21 protein-coding genes and 1 tRNA gene are annotated in these 21,109 nt (G+C 64.7%); 17 read left to right on the top strand and 5 right to left on the bottom strand.

The features are described 5' to 3' along the window. Positions 1-242: 242 nt before the first annotated feature. The gene (locus tag Q9R30_RS09485) at positions 243-899 is read right to left on the bottom strand and encodes a GDSL-type esterase/lipase family protein (protein WP_311217427.1); all 657 of its coding nucleotides are present in this window, start codon (positions 897-899) and stop codon (positions 243-245) included. 179 nt (positions 900-1,078) lie between these two features. Here Q9R30_RS09485 and Q9R30_RS09480 point away from each other — a divergent pair, with 179 nt between their 5' ends. Further along, on the top strand, positions 1,079-1,774 hold the full coding sequence (locus Q9R30_RS09480) for an HNH endonuclease family protein (protein WP_311217426.1): 696 nt from the start codon (positions 1,079-1,081) through the stop codon (positions 1,772-1,774). 418 nt (positions 1,775-2,192) lie between these two features. Here the strand turns inward: Q9R30_RS09480 and Q9R30_RS09475 are convergent. Continuing rightward, positions 2,193-2,275, bottom strand: a tRNA-Leu gene (locus Q9R30_RS09475). Between the two features lie 170 nt (positions 2,276-2,445). On the opposite strand from Q9R30_RS09475, the gene Q9R30_RS09470 reads away from it, so the two are divergent. Together Q9R30_RS09470 and Q9R30_RS09465 are read left to right on the top strand one after the other, a co-directional pair. Further along, entirely contained in the window at positions 2,446-3,750 is a 1,305-nt protein-coding gene (locus tag Q9R30_RS09470) for a M20/M25/M40 family metallo-hydrolase (RefSeq protein WP_104997957.1), read from the top strand. An 11-nt stretch (positions 3,751-3,761) separates the two neighbouring features. After that, positions 3,762-4,922 carry an acyl-CoA dehydrogenase family protein gene (locus Q9R30_RS09465; RefSeq protein WP_311217425.1) on the top strand — a complete coding sequence of 387 codons (1,161 nt, stop codon included), beginning with the start codon at positions 3,762-3,764 and terminating at the stop codon, positions 4,920-4,922. A 1-nt stretch (position 4,923) separates the two neighbouring features. Here Q9R30_RS09465 and Q9R30_RS09460 read toward each other — a convergent pair whose 3' ends face one another. Continuing rightward, on the bottom strand, positions 4,924-5,157 hold the full coding sequence (locus Q9R30_RS09460; RefSeq protein WP_104997959.1) for a DUF5703 family protein: 234 nt from the start codon (positions 5,155-5,157) through the stop codon (positions 4,924-4,926). A 40-nt stretch (positions 5,158-5,197) separates the two neighbouring features. On the opposite strand from Q9R30_RS09460, the gene Q9R30_RS09455 reads away from it, so the two are divergent. After that, the gene (locus Q9R30_RS09455; protein WP_104997960.1) at positions 5,198-5,464 is read left to right on the top strand and encodes a hypothetical protein; all 267 of its coding nucleotides are present in this window, start codon (positions 5,198-5,200) and stop codon (positions 5,462-5,464) included. Between the two features lie 10 nt (positions 5,465-5,474). Here Q9R30_RS09455 and Q9R30_RS09450 read toward each other — a convergent pair whose 3' ends face one another. Then, positions 5,475-6,410 (bottom strand): aldo/keto reductase, encoded by a 936-nt coding sequence (locus Q9R30_RS09450; RefSeq protein ID WP_104997961.1) that lies wholly within the window; start codon positions 6,408-6,410, stop codon positions 5,475-5,477. Positions 6,411-6,462: 52 nt separating this feature from the next. Here Q9R30_RS09450 and Q9R30_RS09445 point away from each other — a divergent pair, with 52 nt between their 5' ends. Beyond that, positions 6,463-7,296 (top strand): undecaprenyl-diphosphate phosphatase, encoded by an 834-nt coding sequence (locus Q9R30_RS09445; protein ID WP_104997962.1) that lies wholly within the window; start codon positions 6,463-6,465, stop codon positions 7,294-7,296. Between the two features lie 15 nt (positions 7,297-7,311). After that, a complete protein-coding gene (gene mshC, locus Q9R30_RS09440; RefSeq protein ID WP_311217424.1) occupies positions 7,312-8,589 on the top strand; it encodes a cysteine--1-D-myo-inosityl 2-amino-2-deoxy-alpha-D-glucopyranoside ligase in 1,278 nt (425 codons plus the stop codon). A gap of 9 nt (positions 8,590-8,598) precedes the next feature. Here mshC and Q9R30_RS09435 read toward each other — a convergent pair whose 3' ends face one another. After that, entirely contained in the window at positions 8,599-9,504 is a 906-nt protein-coding gene (locus Q9R30_RS09435; RefSeq protein WP_104997964.1) for a PAC2 family protein, read from the bottom strand. Positions 9,505-9,655: 151 nt separating this feature from the next. Here Q9R30_RS09435 and Q9R30_RS09430 point away from each other — a divergent pair, with 151 nt between their 5' ends. The 11 genes from Q9R30_RS09430 to Q9R30_RS09380 all read left to right on the top strand — a co-directional run bounded on the left by Q9R30_RS09430 (position 9,656) and on the right by Q9R30_RS09380 (position 21,040). Next, positions 9,656-10,399, top strand: a complete 744-nt coding sequence (locus Q9R30_RS09430; RefSeq protein ID WP_311217423.1) for an HAD family phosphatase — start codon at positions 9,656-9,658, stop codon at positions 10,397-10,399. After that, complete coding sequence (locus Q9R30_RS09425; protein ID WP_311217422.1) at positions 10,392-11,558, top strand: site-2 protease family protein; 1,167 nt, start codon at positions 10,392-10,394, stop codon at positions 11,556-11,558. The genes Q9R30_RS09430 and Q9R30_RS09425 overlap by 8 nt, the downstream gene beginning before the upstream one ends. 91 nt (positions 11,559-11,649) lie before the next feature. Next, the gene (locus tag Q9R30_RS09420; RefSeq protein ID WP_104997966.1) at positions 11,650-12,717 is read left to right on the top strand and encodes a tRNA (adenine-N1)-methyltransferase; all 1,068 of its coding nucleotides are present in this window, start codon (positions 11,650-11,652) and stop codon (positions 12,715-12,717) included. Positions 12,718-12,799: 82 nt separating this feature from the next. Beyond that, a complete protein-coding gene (gene arc / locus Q9R30_RS09415) occupies positions 12,800-14,551 on the top strand; it encodes a proteasome ATPase (protein WP_104997967.1) in 1,752 nt (583 codons plus the stop codon). Further along, positions 14,548-16,218: a depupylase/deamidase Dop gene (gene dop, locus Q9R30_RS09410; protein WP_311217421.1), complete on the top strand. Its 1,671-nt coding sequence runs from the start codon at positions 14,548-14,550 to the stop codon at positions 16,216-16,218. Before arc ends, dop begins: the two co-directional genes overlap by 4 nt. Positions 16,219-16,303: 85 nt before the next feature. Beyond that, a complete protein-coding gene (locus tag Q9R30_RS09405) occupies positions 16,304-16,507 on the top strand; it encodes a ubiquitin-like protein Pup (RefSeq protein ID WP_104997969.1) in 204 nt (67 codons plus the stop codon). A gap of 82 nt (positions 16,508-16,589) precedes the next feature. Continuing rightward, the gene (gene prcB / locus Q9R30_RS09400) at positions 16,590-17,408 is read left to right on the top strand and encodes a proteasome subunit beta (protein WP_104997970.1); all 819 of its coding nucleotides are present in this window, start codon (positions 16,590-16,592) and stop codon (positions 17,406-17,408) included. A gap of 1 nt (position 17,409) precedes the next feature. Further along, positions 17,410-18,120: a proteasome subunit alpha gene (gene prcA / locus Q9R30_RS09395; RefSeq protein ID WP_104997971.1), complete on the top strand. Its 711-nt coding sequence runs from the start codon at positions 17,410-17,412 to the stop codon at positions 18,118-18,120. A 13-nt stretch (positions 18,121-18,133) separates the two neighbouring features. Continuing rightward, entirely contained in the window at positions 18,134-19,498 is a 1,365-nt protein-coding gene (pafA, locus tag Q9R30_RS09390) for a Pup--protein ligase (protein WP_104997972.1), read from the top strand. A gap of 113 nt (positions 19,499-19,611) precedes the next feature. Then, positions 19,612-20,538 carry an FKBP-type peptidyl-prolyl cis-trans isomerase gene (locus Q9R30_RS09385; protein WP_104997973.1) on the top strand — a complete coding sequence of 309 codons (927 nt, stop codon included), beginning with the start codon at positions 19,612-19,614 and terminating at the stop codon, positions 20,536-20,538. A gap of 106 nt (positions 20,539-20,644) precedes the next feature. After that, a complete protein-coding gene (locus Q9R30_RS09380; RefSeq protein WP_104997974.1) occupies positions 20,645-21,040 on the top strand; it encodes an FKBP-type peptidyl-prolyl cis-trans isomerase in 396 nt (131 codons plus the stop codon). The last annotated feature ends 69 nt before the right edge of the window (positions 21,041-21,109 follow it).

Genomic DNA, 21,109 nt, shown 5'->3' with positions numbered 1-21,109 from the left:
TATTTGCAGTGGCGTTCCTCTGGATGGCGGGAACGTTCGCGATCCTGTCCAGAATAGACCGCCCTGAACGGAAAGCCCGGCGTCAGGAGCGCAGAGCCAGCCGGCCAGGGAAACGACGGGTCAGGTACCGCCCGGCGGCGCACGATTCCCGGCCGGAGGAACAGGCCAGGCGCCACAGGCCCCGCAGGCTACGCGTGCACTGACGGCCGACATCCAGGCGCAGGGCAGGGCGGCTGCCGCTCTCAGCGCACAATCACGATTGAGCCTGCCTCCCGATTCGCTGCCGCCGTGAAGGATGCGATGGCCCGGGCGATCTTCCGTCCGCCTTGTGCTGACGGCTCGATCGCATTTGCGTAGTCCGCGTCTTCGCTGCAAATAAGCCGAAGGTCGATGAGGGCAGCACCGCGGGAGAAGGCAGCCCTGGCGATGGCATCGTTGAAGAGGCACAGTGCTGCCTCGATGACATTCCTTCCGGGCGCTGACGGGGGAGTGTCATAGACAGTACATACCGCATACGGCAGGCCTGCCGCTTCGACCCTGTCCACCATTTCCTCATAGTCCGCTGCAAATCTTTCCCGGGCTTTACCAAGCAACGCGAGCGCATCACCGACGGAGGGGGCACGCTCCTGCAGCAATGGCGCATAGCCCAAGGCGTCGTTGCCGCCCGCACTTACCACCAGATGGGTTGCGTCGGACGGCAGCGAAGCGAGTTGCCGGGAGACGCCGGGGACCACGTCGCCGTCGACCGCCAGCAACGTGCACTGCCATCCCGGGAGTTCCTGCCTCAGCTGCGCGATGACAGCAGGCCCGCCCCCGACATAGGCGCCGTTGTCAAAGATGGAATCACCCAGCAGGACGATGTGGCCATGGCCGGCGGCCGACGTCGGACGTTCCTCCATACGCTCATACTGCACCGTTACCGCCGGGCCTGCCACGGGCAAGGCGGTGTGACCGGCACAATGCCCACGCCTGCCGTTGGCCGGATACCGGCCCGGGTAGCGTGGAGGGGACCCCGCCTACTTGAAGGACGACAACGATCAACAGGACCACCACCACATTTGCCGTCCTCACCGGCCTCTTGCTGGCAGGCGCGCTCGCCGGCTGTGAGACGGCAGCACGGGCAGGAAGCGACATTGCCGAAGTCCTGGCAGGAGGTCCGGGGGGCGCTGTTGAACCGGGCCCTCAGGCCGGGCCGGCTTACGAGGGGGATGCAGCCGCAGCTGCCCTCTCGCAGCTGGAAAAGATTCCGGTCAAGGGCCGCGCACCGAGGACGGGATACACCCGGGAAGAGTTCGGTCCGGCGTGGGCCGACGTCGACCGAAACGGCTGCGACACCCGGAACGACATCCTCGCCCGCGACCTTGAAGCTGAGACGTTCAAACCCGGAACGCACGACTGCGTGGTCACCTCAGGCGTTCTGGCCGATAAGTACACCGGAACCACCATAAACTTCGTCCGTGGCGACGGGACGAGCTCCGCCGTCCAGATCGACCACCTCGTTCCGCTGAGCGACGCCTGGCAAAAGGGGGCCCAGCAGCTCGGCACGGAACAGCGGAAGCAGTTCGCCAACGACCCCCTGAACCTGATGGCGTCGGATGGCGGCGCCAATGGTGCAAAGGGAGACAAGGATGCTGCCTCGTGGCTGCCGCCAAACAAGGCCTTCCGCTGCGAGTACGTGGTGCGCCAGACCGCCGTCAAGGCCAAGTATCAGCTGTGGGTCACCCAGGCCGAGCAGGACGCCCTGGCCGGCATCCTGACCGGCTGCCGGCATTGAGCCGGCACTGAGCCAAACCTGAGCCTCGGGGCGGGTTGAAGGGGACGGGGAGGCGCCAGAGTTACTTCCTTGGCCGCGACCGCCCAGGGCTTCCCGTCGCGTCGGCGGATCGCTCCTACGGCGAAAACCTGGGAAGCCACCAGCAGCAAAAAGGAGAGCCCCGTCAGCGCAAGGCCCCAGTCGAAGGCGGTGCCCTGGGCGATGGTGCAGGTCCACAGGCAGAAGTTGGCCCAGAGTACCCAGACCCCGCCAGTGACTCCCGCCACTCCGATGAGCGCGCCTAAGAATGTGGCCCGGCCGGAAGATCCCTTCCCCATGCCGCCAATCATGAACGACGGAAATCGGTTCGTCGTGAAGGCATGGCGGGAGGCACAAAAAACCCCGGATTCCTGGTCTGGAATCCGGGGTTTTCCCTGTGTGCGCGGAGGGGGACTTGAACCCCCACCCCCTTTCGAGGACTAGCACCTCAAGCTAGCGCGTCTGCCATTCCGCCACCCGCGCAGGTGGTATTCGGGGAACGTTTCCGCCTTTCAGCGTTTCGCGTTTCTCCGAAGCAGCGAGAAAAACTCTAACACGAACTTTCGGGAAACATGGAATCGGCCCCAGTGGGTAGGCTGAGGGCAGCGATTTCAGCACCGTTCCAACGCACCAATCCAAGTGAGGAGCTTTCCATGCCTGACGTCCTGCCCGAGGATGAAGTTGTCCGGATCTGCCAGGAGCTCATCCGGATAGACACGTCAAACTACGGTGACGGTTCGGGGCCGGGCGAGCGGGCTGCGGCTGAGTACGCCGCGGGGCTGATTGAGGAAGTGGGCCTTGCGGCGGAAATCTTCGAGTCCGCACCGGGCCGCGCCAATGTGGTCACGCGCATGGCAGGTGAGGATCCCTCCGCCAGTGCCCTGGTGGTGCACGGCCATCTGGACGTCGTGCCCGCGCTGCGGGACCAGTGGTCCGTGGACCCGTTCGGAGCCGAACTGAAGGACGGGCTGATCTGGGGCCGCGGCGCCGTGGACATGAAGGACATGGACGCCATGATCCTCTCCGTCCTGCGCAGCTTCGCCAGGTCCGGCAAGAAGCCGAAACGCGACATTATTTTCGCCTTCTTCGCGGATGAGGAAGCCGGCGGCGCCTACGGAGCCCGCTACGCCGTGGACAAGCGACCGGAACTGTTCGAGGGCGCCACGGAGGCCATTTCGGAGGTGGGCGGTTTCTCGGCCACCATCGGCGGGCAGCGCACGTACCTGCTGCAGACAGCGGAGAAGGGCATCTCCTGGCTCCGCCTCGTGGCCCACGGCAGGGCGGGCCACGGCTCCCAGATCAGCACCGACAACGCCGTAACGCGGCTCGCGGCAGCCGTGACGCGCATCGGCGAGTACAAGTGGCCCATCGAACTCACCCCCACCACCCGGCAGTTCCTGGACGGCGTGACCGAACTCACCGGTGTTGAGTTCGACGCCGACAACCCGGACATCCTGCTGAGCCAGCTGGGGACGGTGGCCAGGTTCGTGGGAGCAACCCTGCAGAACACCACCAACCCCACCCTGCTCAAGGGCGGCTACAAGCACAACGTCATTCCCGAATCCGCCGAGGCCCTGATCGACTGCCGGACACTTCCGGGCCAGCAGGACCACGTCCTGGAGATCGTTCGCGACCTCGCGGGCGCCGGCGTCGACGTCAGTTACGTGCACAAGGACGTTTCCCTTGAGGTCCCCTTCGCCGGGAACCTGGTGGACTCCATGATCGATGCCCTGCACTCGGAAGACCCGGGTGCCAAGGTCCTGCCCTACACCCTCTCGGGCGGCACGGACAACAAGTCGCTGAGCAGGCTCGGCATCACAGGGTACGGCTTTGCACCCTTGATGCTGCCGGACGACCTGGACTTCACCGGCATGTTCCACGGCGTGGACGAGCGCGTACCCGCAGACTCACTCAAATTCGGCGCCAGGGTGCTCAACACCCTCCTCACCAACTACTAAGCCACACCGCCATGACGCCGGAAGAGATCCTGCCGGACGGGTTACTGGAGCAGATCCGCGGCCGCGCCGCCGGCTACGACAGGGACAACGCCTTCTTTCACGAGGACCTCAGCGACCTCGCGGCGGCCGGTTACCTGAAGCTGTTCGTTCCAGGGTCCGACGGCGGAGCGGGGCTTGGCCTTGAGGCGGCGGCGCAGTGCCAGCGGAGGCTGGCAACGGCCGCCCCGGCCACCGCGCTGGCCGTCAACATGCACCTGGTGTGGACCGGCGTCGCGAATGTCCTAGGCGCCCGCGGCGACGGATCCCTGGACTTTGTGCTCAAGGAAGCGGCCAACGGCGAGGTCTTCGCGTTCGGCAACTCGGAAGCCGGCAACGACTCCGTCCTGTTCGACTCCCGGACCACGGCCGCGCCGCTGCCGGACGGCGGCTACTCCTTCACGGGGGCCAAGATCTTCACCAGCCTCTCACCCGCGTGGACGAGGCTGGGAATCTTCGGGAAGGACCCTTCCGGCCGGGACGGCGAGGGGGAACTGGTCCACGGCTTCATCACGCGTGAAACGCCCGGCTACCGCATCCTCGACGACTGGGACACGCTCGGGATGCGGGCCAGCCGGTCCTGCACCACCGTCCTGGACGGCGCCAGCGTTCCGCCGGAGCGCGTCTTCCGCAGGATCCCCGTCGGTCCCAGCAGGGACCCCCTGATTTTCGCGATCTTTGCATGCTTCGAGACGCTGCTCGCCGCCGTCTACACCGGACTGGGGGAGCGGGCCCTTGCCCTGGGGGTGGAGAACGTCCAGCGCCGCACCTCGTTCAAGAATGGCGGACGCAGCTGCGCGCAGGACCCGGACATCCGCTGGAAGGTTGCCGAGGCCGCAATGGCCATGGATAACCTGTACCCGCAGCTGCGGGCCGTCGCAGCCGACGTGGATTCCCTGGTGGACCATGGACCGCAGTGGTTCCCCAAGCTGGTGGGGTTGAAAGTCAACGCTACAGAAACGGCGCGGCGCGTAGTGGACCTGGCCATCCGCGTCAGCGGGGGATCCAGCTATTTCCGGGGATCGGAACTGGAGCGGCTCTACCGGGACGTGCTGGCCGGCATGTTCCATCCGTCCGATGACGAATCTGCCCACAACACGGTGGCCAACGCCTGGCTGGGTCCGCTGGAGGATTGACCTAGACGGTCCTTTGGACCTGCAGCACCCGGCGGCGGAGCCAAAAGCGCCGTCCTCCGCCCACGTACAGCTTGCTGCGCTCCAGCTCCCACTTGCCGTACTCGGAGTGTTCCACCAGGCGGCGCCGTGCCTCATGCAGGGAATCGTCAGGGCTGACCGTCAGTACGAGGTACTCGTACTGCCTCAAATAGTCCCGTTGGCGCTGGACCGAGCTGGTGAGAAATTGTTCCTTCATTTGCTCTCCATTTTCGTCCTTTTCCGGCTAACGTGAAGTCATGAGCATCGATCCGCGTGTCGCGCTTCAGTCCTTGACCACCGCTTTGGAAGAACACCTTATAGCAGCATCCAACCGCCGCGGAGACGGTGACCCCTCCGTGGAGGCGGCATTCTTTGCAGTTGCAGACGCCTTCGAAGTTTACGAAGACGCACTCTATGAGGCCTATAACGAGGTCACGCCGCTCCAGGTCTTTGATGACGAGGACGAAGAGGACGACGAAAGCGACGTGGACGACGACGAAGACCTGGAAATCGTCCAGGAGTAGGACCGCGGACCTACTCCGGCGCTGACACGTCCTCCAGGGCCCGGGCAATCTCCGGCGGCAGCGGCGAGAGCTGGGCATCCACCAGCTCCTTCAGCTGGGCCGGCGTCCGCGGGCCCACAATTGCGGTGGCTACGCCGTGCTGGGACAGGAGCCAGCTGAGGGCAACGTCCTGCGGTGTCCGGCCAAGGCCTTTGGCGGCCATGCAGACAGCTTCCACGGTCCGGGACGGCTGCTCCTCCAGGTACGGCTCGACGTACCCGGCTTCGGTTGCGGAGGCAGCCCGTGATCCGGACGGGATGCTGCCGCGGTACTTGCCCGTGAGCACGCCGCGGCCAAGCGGCGCCCAGGCCATGAGTCCCATGCCGGCGTCCTCGACGGCAGGGATCAGTTCGGCTTCCGGCCTGCGCTGAAGGAACGAATACTCCGCCTGCGCGGCGACGAGGGGGAAGCCGGCGATTGCCGCGGCCTTCGCCGCCTGCCAGCCGTTGAAGTTGGACACACCCACATACCGCGCGCGGCCGGTGCGGACAGCAAATTCCAAAGCGGACAGCGTCTCGTCCAGCGGCACATTGCGGTCCCAGGCCTGCGCGAACCAGATGTCCACGTAGTCAGTGCCCAGCCTGGCGAGGCTTGCTTCCAGTCCGGTGAGCATCGCATTACGCGACGTGTCCACACCGCGCCGGCCATCCGGCGTCGTCATTCCCGCTTTGGTGGAGATGGAAACCTCCGTCCGGGCCACGACGTCGCCCAGCATGGAGCCGATCATCGCCTCCGACCGCCCGTCCGCGTACGAGGCGGCAGTATCGACGTGCCGGCCGCCGGCATTAAGGAAGGTGCGCAGCAGTTCCGAGGCGTCCTGTTCGTCCGTTTCGCCGGCCCAGGACATGGTGCCGAGGGAAAGGGCGGAAACTCGCAATCCACTGTTGCCGACGTAACGCTGCTGCATAGCAGCTAGCTTACGGGCAGAACCGGCGCTGCCCATGACGTAGGGTCTTAGCGTGAACTGGTTTGAGGCGGCCCTGCTGGGCCTTGTGCAGGGACTGACCGAATTCCTTCCGATTTCATCGAGCGCGCATCTGCGGATTGTGGGACAGTTCCTGCCCAATGCCGAGGATCCCGGCGCTGCTTTCACCGCCATCACCCAGCTGGGGACCGAGACGGCGGTACTCATCTATTTCTGGCGGGACATCGTCCGGATCGTCAAGGCGTGGGCCGGTTCACTCACCGGAAAAGTCTCGCGGCAGGACCCCGATGCCCGGATGGGCTGGCTTGTCATCCTGGGTAGCCTCCCCATCGTTATCCTGGGGCTGCTGTTCCAGGACCAGATCGAATCGGTGCTCCGCAGCATGTGGATCGTCGCCACCATGCTGATTGTCTTCGGCTTGATCCTGGCGGTCGCAGACGCAGTGGGCAGGCAGGAACGCGACCTGAGCCGCCTGACGTACAAGCACGGCATCCTCTACGGCTTCGCCCAGGCCATGGCGCTAATCCCCGGCGTGTCCCGTTCCGGCGGCACCATCACTGCGGGCCTCCTGATGGGGTACACCCGGGAAGCGGCCGCGCGGTACTCCTTCCTGCTGGCCATTCCGGCGGTTTTTGGCAGCGGTCTCTTCCAGCTGTACAAGACGGTGTCCAAGGAGGGCATCACCGGCCCCTACGGCCTGCCGGAAACCGCGCTTGCCACCGTCATCGCCCTGGTGGTGGGCTACATCATCATCGGCTGGTTCCTGAAGTTCGTTTCCACCCGCAGCTACCGGCTGTTCGTCTGGTACCGGATCTTCCTGGGCCTGGCCCTGTACCTCCTGCTCGGTTTCAATGTCATCAGCGCCTAGCACTAGGCTTGGCGTGTGAAATCCTGGAAATCCCGTCCCGTTCCCGACGTGCCCGGAAGCATGCCCGCTCTCCGGCTGTTCGACACCGCAGCAGGCCGTGAGGTTGCCCTGGAGAACGAGGGACGCCCCTCGATGTACGTCTGCGGCATCACGCCGTACGACGCCACCCACATGGGCCACGCCGCCAGCTACGTGGCCTTTGACCTCCTGAACAGGGCCTGGCGGGACGCCGGCCACGGGGTTGACTACGTACAGAACGTCACGGACGTGGACGATCCGCTCCTGGAGCGCGCCGCGGCCACGGGCGTTGACTGGCAGGAGCTCGCCGCCAGCCAGATTGAGCTCTTCCAGACGGACATGGAAGCACTCAACGTGCTCGCTCCGGACCGCTATGTGGGTGCTGTGGAATCCATCGGCCTGATAGTCCCGGAGGTGGAACGGCTGATCAGCCTGGGACTGGCCTACAAAGTGCACGGCGCCCACGGCGAGCCTGACGGAGACGTCTATTACGACGTCGAAGCGGCCGGAAAGCAGTCCGTGGCACCGGACGCGTGGACGCTGGGATGCATCTCAGGGTTGACGGAGAGCGAGATGCTTGAGCTGTTCGCGGAACGCGGCGGCGATCCCGGGCGGGCAGGAAAGCGGCAGGCCCTTGATCCACTGCTGTGGCGGGTGGCCCGCGAAGGAGAGCCAAGCTGGCCGGGCGGCAGCCTGGGAGCGGGCAGGCCCGGCTGGCACATTGAGTGCACCGTGATCGCGCAAAAGTACCTGCCCTCGCCCTTCACGGTTCAGGGCGGCGGCTCGGACCTGATCTTCCCGCACCACGAAATGGGTGCCGGCCACGCGTATTCACTTGCCGGTGTTCCGCTTGCCAGGCACTACGCCCACGCGGGCATGGTGGGCCTGGACGGCGAGAAGATGAGCAAGTCCAAAGGGAACCTGGTGCTCGTGTCGAAACTCCGGGCAGCGGGGGAGGACCCTGCCGCCATCCGCCTGGGCATCCTTGTCCACCACTACCGCTCCGACTGGTCCTGGACGGATGAAGGATTCCTGGACGCCAAGGCCGCCCTGGCCGCGTGGCGCCGGGCGCTGGGCCACGCTCCGAAGGGATCCGCCGTCCCGCTCGTTGCCGAGATGCGGGCAGCGCTGGCTGCCGACCTGAATGCCCCGGCTGCCGTCGCGGCCGTATCCCGCTGGGCGGAGCAGGCAAACAACGACGCCGGCCCGGCAAGTCCCCCGGACCAGGCCATGGTCAAGGACGCGGTGGACGCCCTGCTTGGCGTGGTTCTCTAGGCCGCCCGTTCAGGGCCGGTCCTGGCCGCGCCGCTTGAGATAGCGCTCAAACTCGCGGGCAATCGACTCCCCGGTGGCTTCGGGGAGGTCGGCCGTGTCCTTTGCCTCCTCAAGCTGCCGGACATAGGCGGCGATTTCGGGATCTTCCGTGGCGAGCTCATCCACACCCCGTTCCCAGGCGTCTGCTTCCTCGGCCAGCTCATGCGTGTCCAGCGGCACCTGGAGCAGCTCCTCGATGCGGTGCAGGAGCGCCAGCTGCGCTTTCGGAGACGGCGCCTGGGCAACGTAGTGGGGGACTGCGGCCCAAAGCGAGACGGTGGGGATTCCTGCCAGCAGGGCCACCTCCGAGAGCACGCCAACGATTCCCACCGGGCCTTCGTACTGCGAAGCTTCCAGGTTCATGCGCTCCCGCAGCGGGGCGTCGTCAGAAGAAGTGCTGACGGGAATAGGCCTGCTGTGCGGAACATCCGCCAGGAGCGCCCCGACCAGGACGACGTAGTCAACGTTCAGCGCTTCAGCGTGCACCAGGAGTTCGGCCGTGTAGGCACGCCACTTGTATGACGGTTCAGTCCCCTGGACAAAAATGACGTCCACATTCGAATCCGGCGCGCTGGCCTTGTAGATCCTCGTGGAGGGCCACTTGATCTTGCGTTCACCGGCAGCATTCCGGCGCACGGTGGGCCGCGTGAACTGGAAGTCGTAATACTCGTCCGCGTCGATGGACGCCACCTTCTTGCCGCCCCACAGTTTGTTCAGGTAGCGCAACGAATCGCTTGCCGCTTCTCCGGCGTCGTTCCAGCCTTCAAAGGCGGCAAGCATCACTGTCACGCGCTGTCCGTCAGCGACCGGCTGCAGGAACCGCTCCCGTTCGGGTCCGGCACCCGGTTCGGCGGTGTCTCCCTCGAAGCTATTCATTTCTTCACCCTACGTCCAAGGACCGCGGCTGTGCATGGAATGAAGCGCCGCAAAATCCGCCGCAAGCAGGGCGGGCGGCGCGAAGGAGCCTGATATTCGCCGAAGGCGTAGCCGTCAGCCCGTGCCCAGGCTGTCCCCGTAGACTGAAGGCATGCGATTGCCAGCCGACAGTTCCCCGCTCAAAGCCGTCCTGTGGGACATGGACGGGACAATTGTCGACACAGAGCCCTACTGGATTGCCGCCGAACACGCACTGGTGGAAGCCCACGGCGGAACCTGGTCCCATGAACAGGCCATGCAGCTGGTTGGCCAGTCCCTGACCTTTTCCGCCGGCATCCTGCAGGAGGCCGGCGTGGACCTTGGAATACGCGAGATCATCGACACCCTGACCGCGGCGGTTGTCAGCAGCGTGCAACGGCATGTGCCGTGGCGGCCCGGTGCGCGCGAACTCCTTGAGGAGCTTCACCTCGCGGGGGTGCGCTGCGCCTTGGTCACCATGTCCGAGGGGCCGCTGGCCCGCCAGGTGGTTGCCAGCCTTCCGCGGCCGTACTTCGAAGTCCTGGTCACGGGGGACACTGTGGCGCAGGGCAAGCCGCATCCGGAGGCGTACCTCACCGCCGTCGAATGGCTGCAGGACTCTGACCCGGACCTGGCCATCCACCACTGCGTCGCGCTGGAGGACTCAGCGCCGGGTGTGGCGGCGGCTGTCGCGTCCGGCGTGGCAACCGTAGCTATTCCGCACATTGTGCCCCTTCCCGAGGATCATCGGTACACGCTCTGGGATTCATTGTCCGGCCGCTCCGTGACGGACCTTGAGGCCTTGGTGCTGGCCGGTCCTGCCCTCCTCGGGTCTACCTCTGCGCCTGCCCGTTCACCGGAGGTCTCCGGTGGCTGAAACCAGTGTGCCGGTGCGGCGCGAGGGCATCCCGCTGGGGAGGATCGCCGGAGTGCCAGTGGTGCTCGCGTATTCATGGTTCGTCATCGCCGCCTTCACCGTGATCGTGTATGGCCCGGTCCTGGGCGAAGAGAACCCCGCCCTTGGCGCCAGCGCCTACATTGTGGCGTTCGCCTACGCCGTCCTGCTCCTTATTTCGGTATTGGTCCACGAGCTCGCCCACGCCCTGACAGCGAGAATTTACGGCTGGCCGACGCAGAAGATCGTGCTCAACCTCTGGGGCGGGCATACCCAGTTCGAGAGTTTTACCGCGACGCCGGGCCGGTCAGTCCTGGTGGCACTCGCCGGACCCGCCGCGAATTTCGTGCTGGCTGCAGGCGCCTGGCTGGTGCTCGGAACAGCGGCCATGGGCAGCGTTGCCGAAATCCTCATCAACATCTTTATGTGGGCGAACTTCCTGATTGCCGTCTTCAACGTGCTCCCGGGGCTTCCCCTCGATGGCGGACGGCTGGTGGAATCCGCCGTATGGAAGGTGACCGGAAGCCAGGCAAAAGGCACTGTGGCCGCCGGGTGGGGCGGCCGGATCATCGTCGTCGCCATCTGCTATTGGTTCGTTGCCCGGCCGTTGCTGGCCGGAAAGTCGCCGGACTTCAGCCTGCTGATGATCACCGTCCTGGTGGCCAGCTTCCTCTGGATGGGTGCCTCGGCTTCCATCCAGCAGGGAACCCTCCGGGGACGGCTCCATCTGGTCAGCGCCGCAGCGCTTTCGACGCCGGCCACCGGGTTGCCCGCCACGGCAACGGTTGCGGAAGCCCTGCGGCACGATGGCGCACGTGCGTTGTCCCTGGTGGTCTGCGGGCCGGACGGTCGGCCGGAGGGAGTGGTGGATGCCACCGCCCTGTCATCCGTCCCAGCGCACGCCGCCGCGTCAACCCCCATCACGGCTGTTTCCTTCGCCCTTGCACCGGGGGCTTATGTTCCCGAATGGTCGAAAGGACAGGAGCTGCTCCAGTTCCTGTCCCAGCTCGAAGGGCGGCACTATGCCGTGGTGGACCACAATGGCAAGGTGACCGGACTTCTTTCCCAGGACGCGGTCCTGGCCGCCGTTACTGGAAAACCGCGGCGGCCCGATACACGCCGGCAGCGCCAAAACCGGTAGAGTTACCTGCCGGCCGGTGCATTGCCGCCGCAAAGCCGGATTGTCTGCAACAGACATTCCGGCGCCATGTTGTACAGGAGCGAGGAAATTCATGAGCAGCGAAACCGCCGTCAACGAAGCCGCAGCAGCTTCCGGTCAAGCCAGTGCTTCTGCAGCCGGCCCGCAACCCGTGGGCGCTGCCCGCCGGCGCGGTCCGTTCCGCGAAGGCGAGCGTGTCCAGTTGACCGACGAGCGCGGGCGCATGAATACCATCACCCTTGAGAGCGGCGGGGCATTCCACACGCACAGGGGCTTCCTAAACCACGATGACATCATTGGCAAGGTTGACGGCTCGGTGGTTGTCAACAACGTTGGCCAGCAGTACCAGACCCTGCGCCCGCTGCTCTCCGACTTCGTCCTGTCCATGCCCCGCGGAGCCGCAGTGGTGTATCCCAAGGACGCCGGGCAGATCGTGACGATGGCTGATATCTTCCCCGGCGCGCGCGTCGTGGAAGCGGGCGTGGGTTCCGGAGCCCTGTCGATTTCCCTGCTCCGGGCAGTAGGCGACCAAGGCTACCTCCACTCTTTTGAGCGTCGTGAGGAGTTCGCGGACATCGCCCGCGGCAATGTCGAGACGATTTTCGGCGGCCCCCACCCGGCCTGGCAGATCTCCCTGGGCGATTTCCAGGACGAGGTGGTCCGGAGCGAAGCGCCTGGTTCCGTGGACCGCGTGGTCCTGGACATGCTGGCCCCGTGGGAATGCCTGGATGCCGTGGCCACCGTCCTGGCGCCCGGCGGCGTCTGGATCAATTACGTGGCCACCGTAACCCAGCTTTCCCGCACTGCCGAAGCCATTCGGGCGGACGGCCGCTTTACTGAACCGGATGCCTGGGAATCCCTGGTCCGGGGCTGGCACCTTGAAGGACTGGCCGTCCGGCCGGACCACAGGATGGTGGCGCATACCGGCTTCCTGCTGGTCACCCGGCGCCTGGCCGACGGCGTTACCGGCATCTCGGTAAAGCGCCGCCCCTCCAAAACCGACTTCAATGAAGAGGACGTCAACGCCTGGACCCCGGGCGCGGTCGGGGAACGGCAGGTCTCCGACAAGAAGCTCCGGCGCGCAGCGCGGGACGCCATCGCCGGAACGAATGTCAAGGACGAGCCCGAGGTCACGAAGTAGTCCACATTTCGGGAGTCGCCATCCCTACCTGCCGTGTTGGGGCTAATGTCTTAATAGAAGCGCAGGAAGGGGCTGATACATCATGGAGACTCCAGACCAGGACTCCGGACGTACACCGGCAGAGCAGTCTGCCGCCAATGACCTCTCGGTTGCCGACCGCCAGGTCAACATCCTCCGGGACAAGCTGAGGCACATTGACCGCCAGCTGGCTGCGGCGACGCAAAACAACACCAAGCTGGTCAGCATGCTTGAAACCGCGAAGGCCGAGATCCTTCGGCTGAAAAACGCGTTGGACCAGGAGGGGCAACCGCCCTACAGCTTCGGTACCATCCTGCAGTTGAATCCCAAGCGGCAGCCCTCGCCCGGCAACAGCGGACAGGCTGCAACCGAGGAATCGGTGGACATCTTCAACGCCGGACGGAAGATGCGCGTGGGCATCAGCCCCCTGGTGAACATCAACCAGCTGGCCGTTGGCCAGGAGGTCCTGCTCAACGAGGCACTCCTTGTGGTCGCCGGACTGGGATACGAGCGGGCCGGCGAGCTCGCCACGCTCAAGGAAATGCTCGGTGCCGACCGCGCCCTGGTGGTGGGGCGGGCCGATGAAGAGCGGGTTGTGCGGCTTTCCGGAGCGCTCCTCGCCGAAAAGCTGCGGGTGGGCGATGCCCTGTCGGTTGACTCAAGGACCGGATACGCCCTCGAAAAGGTGCCCCGCTCCGAGGTGGAAAACCTTGTGCTGGAGGAAGTCCCTGACATCACCTACGAGGACATTGGCGGCCTTGGGCCCCAAATCGAGCAGATCCGCGACGCCGTCGAACTGCCGTTCCTCCACCCTGACCTCTACCGGGAACACGGCTTGAAAGCTCCCAAGGGCATCCTGCTGTACGGCCCTCCCGGCTGCGGCAAGACCCTCATCGCCAAGGCCGTGGCCAATTCCCTTGCCGCCCGCGCCGCAGAGCGTTCTGGCAACGTGGACCTGAAAAGCTATTTCCTGAACATCAAGGGGCCCGAACTCCTGGACAAATACGTCGGTGAGACCGAGCGCCACATCCGGCTGATCTTCTCCAGGGCACGCGAAAAGGCCTCCGATGGCAGCCCGGTCGTGGTGTTTTTCGACGAGATGGACTCCCTCTTCCGCACGCGCGGCACCGGGATTTCGTCCGACGTCGAAACAACCATCGTGCCGCAGCTGCTCAGCGAGATTGACGGAGTGGAGCGGCTGGACAACGTGATCGTCATTGGCGCGTCCAACCGTGAGGACATGATCGATCCGGCAATCCTCCGGCCGGGCCGGCTTGACGTCAAGGTCAAGATCAACCGACCGGATGCGGAGGCTGCCGCGGACATTTTCAACAAGTACATCACCCCGGACCTGCCATTCCATGAATCTGACCTCGCTGAGCACGACGGCGATGTCCAGGCGACAGTGGATGCGATGGTCCAGCGCACTGTCGAGGCCATGTACTCCACTGACAAGTCCAATGAGTTCCTGGAGGTCACCTACGCCAACGGCGACACGGAAATGCTCTACTTCAAGGACTTCAACTCTGGTGCCGTGGTGCAAAACGTTGTGGACCGGGCCAAGAAGTATGCCATCAAGGACCTTCTCACCACGCACCAGAAGGGTCTTAGGATCGAGCACCTGCTGCGCGCCGTGGTGGACGAATTCCGCGAGCACGAGGACATGCCCAACACCACCAATCCGGATGACTGGGCACGCATCTCGGGTAAGAAGGGCGAACGGATCACGTACATCCGGACCATCGTCCAAGGCAAGGCAGGGCAGGAGCCCGGCAAGTCGATCGAAACCATGCCGACCACAGGGCAGTATCTATGACCGGTGCACGGGAACCCGCGGCCGGGGGAGCTCTGCCGGTCGGCGGGGCCATGCGGGTGATGGGGGCGGAAACGGAGTATGGCATCCATGCCCCCTCCGCCCCTACCGCCAACGCCACCATGATGAGTGCCAGGGTGGTCCAGGCCTATGCGCAGGTAACCCGGCAGCGTGCCGCCGGCGGAGCGGAAACACGCTGGGACTATACGGATGAGGAGCCGCTGCATGACGCCCGCGGCTGGACATTGGACCGAGGCTCAGCCCATCCGAGCCAGCTCACCGACCAGCCCCCGGTGCTTGACGCGGAAACGGTGGCACTGGCGTACGGGCGGGAGGAACTGGAGCTTGACGGGCAGGACGAGTCCGGAACGCTGCTGATGAACATGGTCCTCGGCAATGGCGCACGGCTGTACGTCGACCATGCCCATCCCGAGTACTCCAGCCCGGAGGTGACCAACCCGCGGGACGCGGTGAAATGGGACGCTGCTGGAGACCTCGTTGCGTTGGCCACCGTGCGCCGGCTGGCAGCAGATCCGGACCTTCCGCCCGTCAACCTGTACAAAAACAACACGGACAATAAGTCGGTGTCCTACGGCTCGCATGAAAACTACCTCATGCCGCGTTCCGTCCCCTTCGGCGACATCGTGCGGGGCCTGACGCCCTTCTTCGTCAGCCGCCAGGTCCTGTGCGGATCCGGCCGCGTGGGCATCGGCCAGGACGCCTCCACCCCGGGTTACCAGATCAGCCAGCGGGCCGACTTCTTCGAAGCGGAAGTGGGATTGGAGACCACTATCCGCCGGCCCATCATCAACACCCGCGACGAACCGCACGCAACGGCGGACAAGTACCGGCGCCTGCACGTCATCATCGGTGACGCAAACCTCAGCCAGGTCTCCAATTACCTGAAATTCGGAACCACGTCCATGGTCCTCAGCCTTATTGAGGCGGGGCTGGCGCCCAAGATCGAAGTATACGAGCCGGTGCCTGCACTCCAGGCGGTCAGCCACGACACTTCGCTCACCGCAAAGCTGCGGCTGCTGGACGGCAGGCGGGTCACCGCCCTTGACCTCCAGTGGATATACCACGAGGCCGCAGCCAAGCTGGCTCAGGATACGGGGGTTGGAGACGCCGTGGACGGCGACGGCCACACGCACGACGTCCTCGAGCGTTGGGCCACAGTCCTGACCCAGCTCGACAATGACCGGGCCGCCGCAGCTTCCTCGGTGGAGTGGCTCGCCAAGCTGTCGCTGCTCAACGGATACCGTGAACGCGACGGACTCGAGTGGAACGACGCCAGGCTTGGCCTCGTCGACCTGCAGTGGGCTGATATCAGGCCTGAAAAGGGGCTTTATTACCGGTTCCTCGCCAGGGACCGGATGCAAAGAATCCTTGAAGACGATGCCATCGCCGCGGCCGTCACTGAACCGCCGGCCGATACCCGCGCATACTTCCGGGGCAAGTGCATCAGCAGCTTCGGCAAGGACGTCGTAGGTGCCAGTTGGGACTCCGTCATCTTCGATGTTCCGGGGTACGGCCGGCTGCAGCGCGTGCCCACCAGGGAACCGCTTCGGGGAACCAAAGCCCTGACCGGAGCGTTGTTCCAACGCTACCGGGACGCGGGCCCGTTCCTCGCGGAGCTTCTGGGACATAACGCTCCGCCTGCGGCGTAAACCGCCCCGGTTGGCCCACACCGTGGCAGGATGGGCATATCGGAGGATCCGCCGGATCCGAAGACAGATATAAGGAGGGGTAGCAATGGCAGGCCAGGAGCAACAGCAGCCGCAGTCACGCGACAGCCAGGTCGAAGAGGACATTCCCGAGTCGCCGCCCGCGCCGCCTGAGGCGCAGGCATCGGCATCAACGGAAGGCGTGGACGACCTCCTCGACGAAATCGATGGCGTCCTCGAATCCAACGCCGAGGAATTCGTCCGGGCATTCGTCCAAAAGGGCGGTCAGTAACCCCGGACCCCGGAGCTGGCGGAAGCCGCGGACGGCCCTAATCTGTACCGACGTTGAAGTACCACGTTCAAGGAGTGCATGAGTGCAGGAATCAACCGCCAACCAGGTAGCCGCCAACGCCACCTCATCGTTCACCGAACACCTGCAGCGGGACCGGCCCGAGCTTCTGCCCTACAACCGGTCCCTCCAGGGAGTTGTGCCCGCCGCCCCGTTACAGGTTCCGCACGCCACCACGATTGTTGCGATGAGCTACGATGGCGGCGTGCTGATGGCGGGGGACCGGCGGGCCACCATGGGCAACGTCATAGCGAGCCGGCACATCGAAAAAGTCTTTCCGGCCGACCGCTACTCCGTCCTGGGAATTGCGGGGACTGCCGGCATCGCGATTGACCTCACCAGGTTGTTCCAGGTGGAACTCGAGCACTACGAGAAGATTGAGGGCACGCTCCTCAGCCTTGAAGGGAAGGCAAACCGGCTTGGCGCCATGATCAGGGGAAACCTGCCCCTGGCACTGCAGGGACTCGCAGTAGTGCCGCTCTTTGCCGGGTTCGACACCAGCGCCGGTGTCGGCAGGCTGTTCTCCTACGATGTCACCGGTGGCCGGTACGAGGAACGTGAGCACCATACGGTGGGATCCGGATCCGTCTTCGCACGCGGCGCCCTGAAGAAGCTCTGGCGGCCAAACCTTACCCCTGCAGAAGCTACCGCCGTCGCGGTCGAAGCCCTCTACGATGCCGCCGACGACGACTCAGCCACCGGCGGTCCGGACACAGTGAGGCAACTCTGGCCCGTCATCTACACGGTGGACAGCACGGGCGTGCGGCGGATTCCGGACAGCGAACTGGCATCTGCTTCCAGGAACGTCATCGAGGCCCGCACCATCGCTGGACGGGAGGCCTGAGATGACGCAGCAGTTCTACGTATCGCCCGAGCAGCTAATGAAGGACCGTGCCGACTTTGCACGGAAGGGCATCGCACGCGGCAGGTCCGTCGTCGTCGTCAGCTGCCAGGACGGCATTGCGCTCGTTGCGGAAAACCCCTCACCCTCGCTCCACAAAGTCGGTGAGATCTACGACAAAATCGCGTTCGCCGCCGTCGGCAAGTACAACGAATTCGAAAGCCTCCGCCAGGCCGGGGTCCGCTACGCCGACGTGCGCGGGTACTCGTATGACCGGGAGGATGTGACGGCCAGAGGACTGGCCAGCGTCTACGCACAGAGCCTTGGTGCGGTGTTCACTGCCGAACAGAAGCCCTTCGAGGTGGAGCTCGCCGTGGCAGAGGTTGGCCCCACCCAGGCGGAGGACCACCTCTACCGGCTAACCTTTGATGGTTCCATAGCCGACGAACACTCCTTTGTTGTGATGGGCGGCCAGGCAGACAAAGTCTCATCCGTGATTGGCCAGGGCTGGCGCAGCTCGCTGAGCTTTGCGGACGCTGTGCGGCTGGCAATGGCGGGGCTGGTTCCGCCGGTCGAGGGGGAAGAACCAGCTAAGGCACTGCCGGCTGGAGCGCTGGAGGTGGCGGTCCTGGACCGGCAGTCAGAAAGCAGCCGCGGATCGAGGCGTGCCTTCCGCCGGCTTACTGACGCAGAGATCACTGCAATGCTGGCCTAGGAGGACTGGACAGATGGACAAAAGAATCTTCGGCATCGAAACCGAATTCGGCATCTCGTATTCGAGCCCGGACTCGAGGCCCCTTGCTCCCGAGGAGGTGGCCCGGTACCTGTTCCGCAAAGTTGTCAGCTGGGGGCGGTCCTCCAACGTCTTCCTGACCAATGGCTCCCGGCTCTACCTTGACGTGGGGTCCCACCCGGAATACGCCACCGCCGAATGCGATGACTTGGCGCAGCTCATTGCCCATGACAGGGCCGGGGAGCTGATCCTTGATGACCTCGTGGACGAGGCACAGGCCCGCCTTGCGGCCGAAGGGTTCAACGGAACGGTCTACCTGTTCAAGAACAACACTGACTCCGCCGGAAACTCCTACGGCAGCCACGAAAACTACCTCATTCCCCGGCGCGGCGAATTCTCGCGGCTGGCAGAAATCCTGATCCCGTTCCTGGTCACCCGCCAGCTGATCGCCGGCGCCGGCAAGATCCTCAAGACACCGCACGGGGCAACGTACGCCTTTTCCCAGCGGGCCGACCATATTTGGGAGGGCGTGTCCTCCGCCACCACCAGGTCCCGACCCATCATTAACACCCGCGACGAGCCGCACGCGGATGCGGAATTTTATCGGCGCCTGCATGTCATCGTGGGCGATTCAAACATGTCTGAAGCCACGGCCATGATGAAGATCGGCACCGTGGACCTCGTGCTGCGCATGATCGAGGCCGGGGTGATCATGCGGGATATGCGGATGGAAAACCCGATCCGCAGCATCCGTGAGATCTCCCACGACCTCAGTGGCCGCGCACTGGTCCGCCTGGCGAACGGACGCCAGCTGACGGCACTCGAAATCCAGCAGGAGTATCTGACGAAGGTCACCGCTTTCGTGAAAGAGCACGGCGCGCACAACCCCCACGTCCCGCTGATCCTGGACCTTTGGGAGCGCACGCTCAAGGCCATCGAAAGCGGCGACTTCCGCGGCATCGACACCGAAATCGACTGGGCCATCAAGAAGAAGCTCATGGACAACTACCGTGAACGCCATGGGCTGGGCCTGGACGCTCCGCGGATCGCCCAACTGGACCTTACTTACCATGACATCTCGCGCAGCCGCGGCCTCTACTATCTGCTTCAGTCCCGGGGTGCAGTCCGCCGTATTGTGGACGATACCGTGGTCAAAGACGCCGTTGACGTCCCGCCCCAAACAACCCGCGCAAAGCTGCGCGGCGACTTCGTCCGCCGCGCCCAGGAACTGGGCAGGGACTACACGGTTGACTGGGTGCACCTTAAGCTGAATGACCGGGCGCACCAGACCATCCTGTGCAAGGATCCCTTCCGCAGCGTCGACGAGCGTGTGGATGCGCTCCTTGACTCTATGGGCTGACACCCAGCTTCAGGGGCTATTCTGGATAGGGCCCTTTATAAGGGGCCCTGCGCGATGCCGGCCGTTGCCATGCGGAACATCGCATCCATCCTGCCCCGACGAAAGTTTTCTACGTGCGCCGACTACTAGCAATCCTTCTTCCCGGCCTGCTGTTGCTGACCGCCTGCGGCGGTTCAACCGCAGAGCCGGAACCCACCAGCGTTTCCGCCGGTGAGACTGCCAAGTTCGACTCCCTCAAACTGACCGACAACGGGGACAAGAAAGCCCCCGGTGTTGAATTCACCAAGCCGTTGGAAGTGGCAGAGCCCACCATCAAGGTGGTCACCGAGGGCAGCGGCGAAACGGTTAAGGCCAACCAGGTTGCCAACATCTCCATCCTCGCCCTGAACGGCACCGACGGCACTACGCTCGAGGACACATTCCCGGGTGAACCGGAACCGCTTGAGCTGAACGAGGAGCTGAAGACCGGCAGCGAGGTCATCTACAACGCGTTCGTCGGGTCGAAAGTAGGCTCCAGCCTGGCACTGGCCGTGCCCGGCCAGGCCGCGTCAGCCGGAGCCGAAGCCCAGCCCACCCAGCTGCTGGTCATCAAGGTCCTGTCCGCTGAGGATGTTGCACCCGTCCTGGAAAAGCCCGAGGGCGAGACCGTGACCCCACCGGCAGGACTGCCCACAGTTACCGAAAAAGACGGCATCCCCGAAATCAACGTCGAAGGCGTAGCCGCCCCCACGGCCCTGGTGTCCCAGGACCTCATCAAGGGCAAGGGCGCCACCGTCAAGGAATCGGACACCCTCACCGTCAACTACGTAGGCGTGACCCTCGTTGGCGGCACCAAGTTCGATTCGAGTTTCGAACGCGGCGAACCCGCAAGCTTCCCGCTCACCGGCGTCATCAAGGGCTGGACCCAGGGCCTTGCCGGCAAAACGGTTGGTTCCCGCGTCCTCCTGGTCATCCCGAAGGACCTTGCCTACGGCGACGCCGGACAGGGCGAGGCCAAGGGGGATCTCGTCTTCGTAGTGGACATCCTCGGGGCGAAGTAGCAACACTTACAGTCGGGCCGCTGCCTCGCCGCGGCACCGGACAGCAGCCCCAGACGCGAGCAGCAAGACACAAACAGCACAGATCTAACAGACCTAAGGAGTAACCATGTCATTTGGCCAGCGTGATTTCGACCGCCAGAAGCCCGAGATCGACTTTCCCGAAGGCGATGTCCCAACGGAACTGGTCATCACCGACCTCATTGAGGGCGACGGGCGGGAAGCCAAGGCGGGCGACACCGTATCCACCCACTACGTGGGCGTTGCCTGGTCAACAGGTGAAGAGTTCGACGCATCCTGGGGCCGCGGCGCACCGCTCGACTTCCGCGTAGGCGTCGGCCAGGTCATCCAGGGCTGGGACCAGGGCCTGCTTGGCATGAAGGTGGGCGGCCGCCGTCGCCTGGAGATCCCCTCCGAGCTGGCGTACGGCTCACGCGGCGCCGGCGGAGCCATCGCTCCGAATGAAGCCCTGATCTTCGTAGTGGACCTCGTAGGGGTGCGCTGACGGGGATCAGCCCTCAACGGTATCCATCACCGCGGAAAGCGCGGCAGGCCCAGGACCTTAGACACCCGG

This window comes from Arthrobacter sp. AB6 (assembly GCF_031844545.1).
GTDB lineage: Bacteria > Actinomycetota > Actinomycetes > Actinomycetales > Micrococcaceae > Arthrobacter.
The sequence above is the reverse complement of the archived record's forward strand: the minus strand, read 5'-3'. Positions and strand labels throughout refer to the sequence as shown.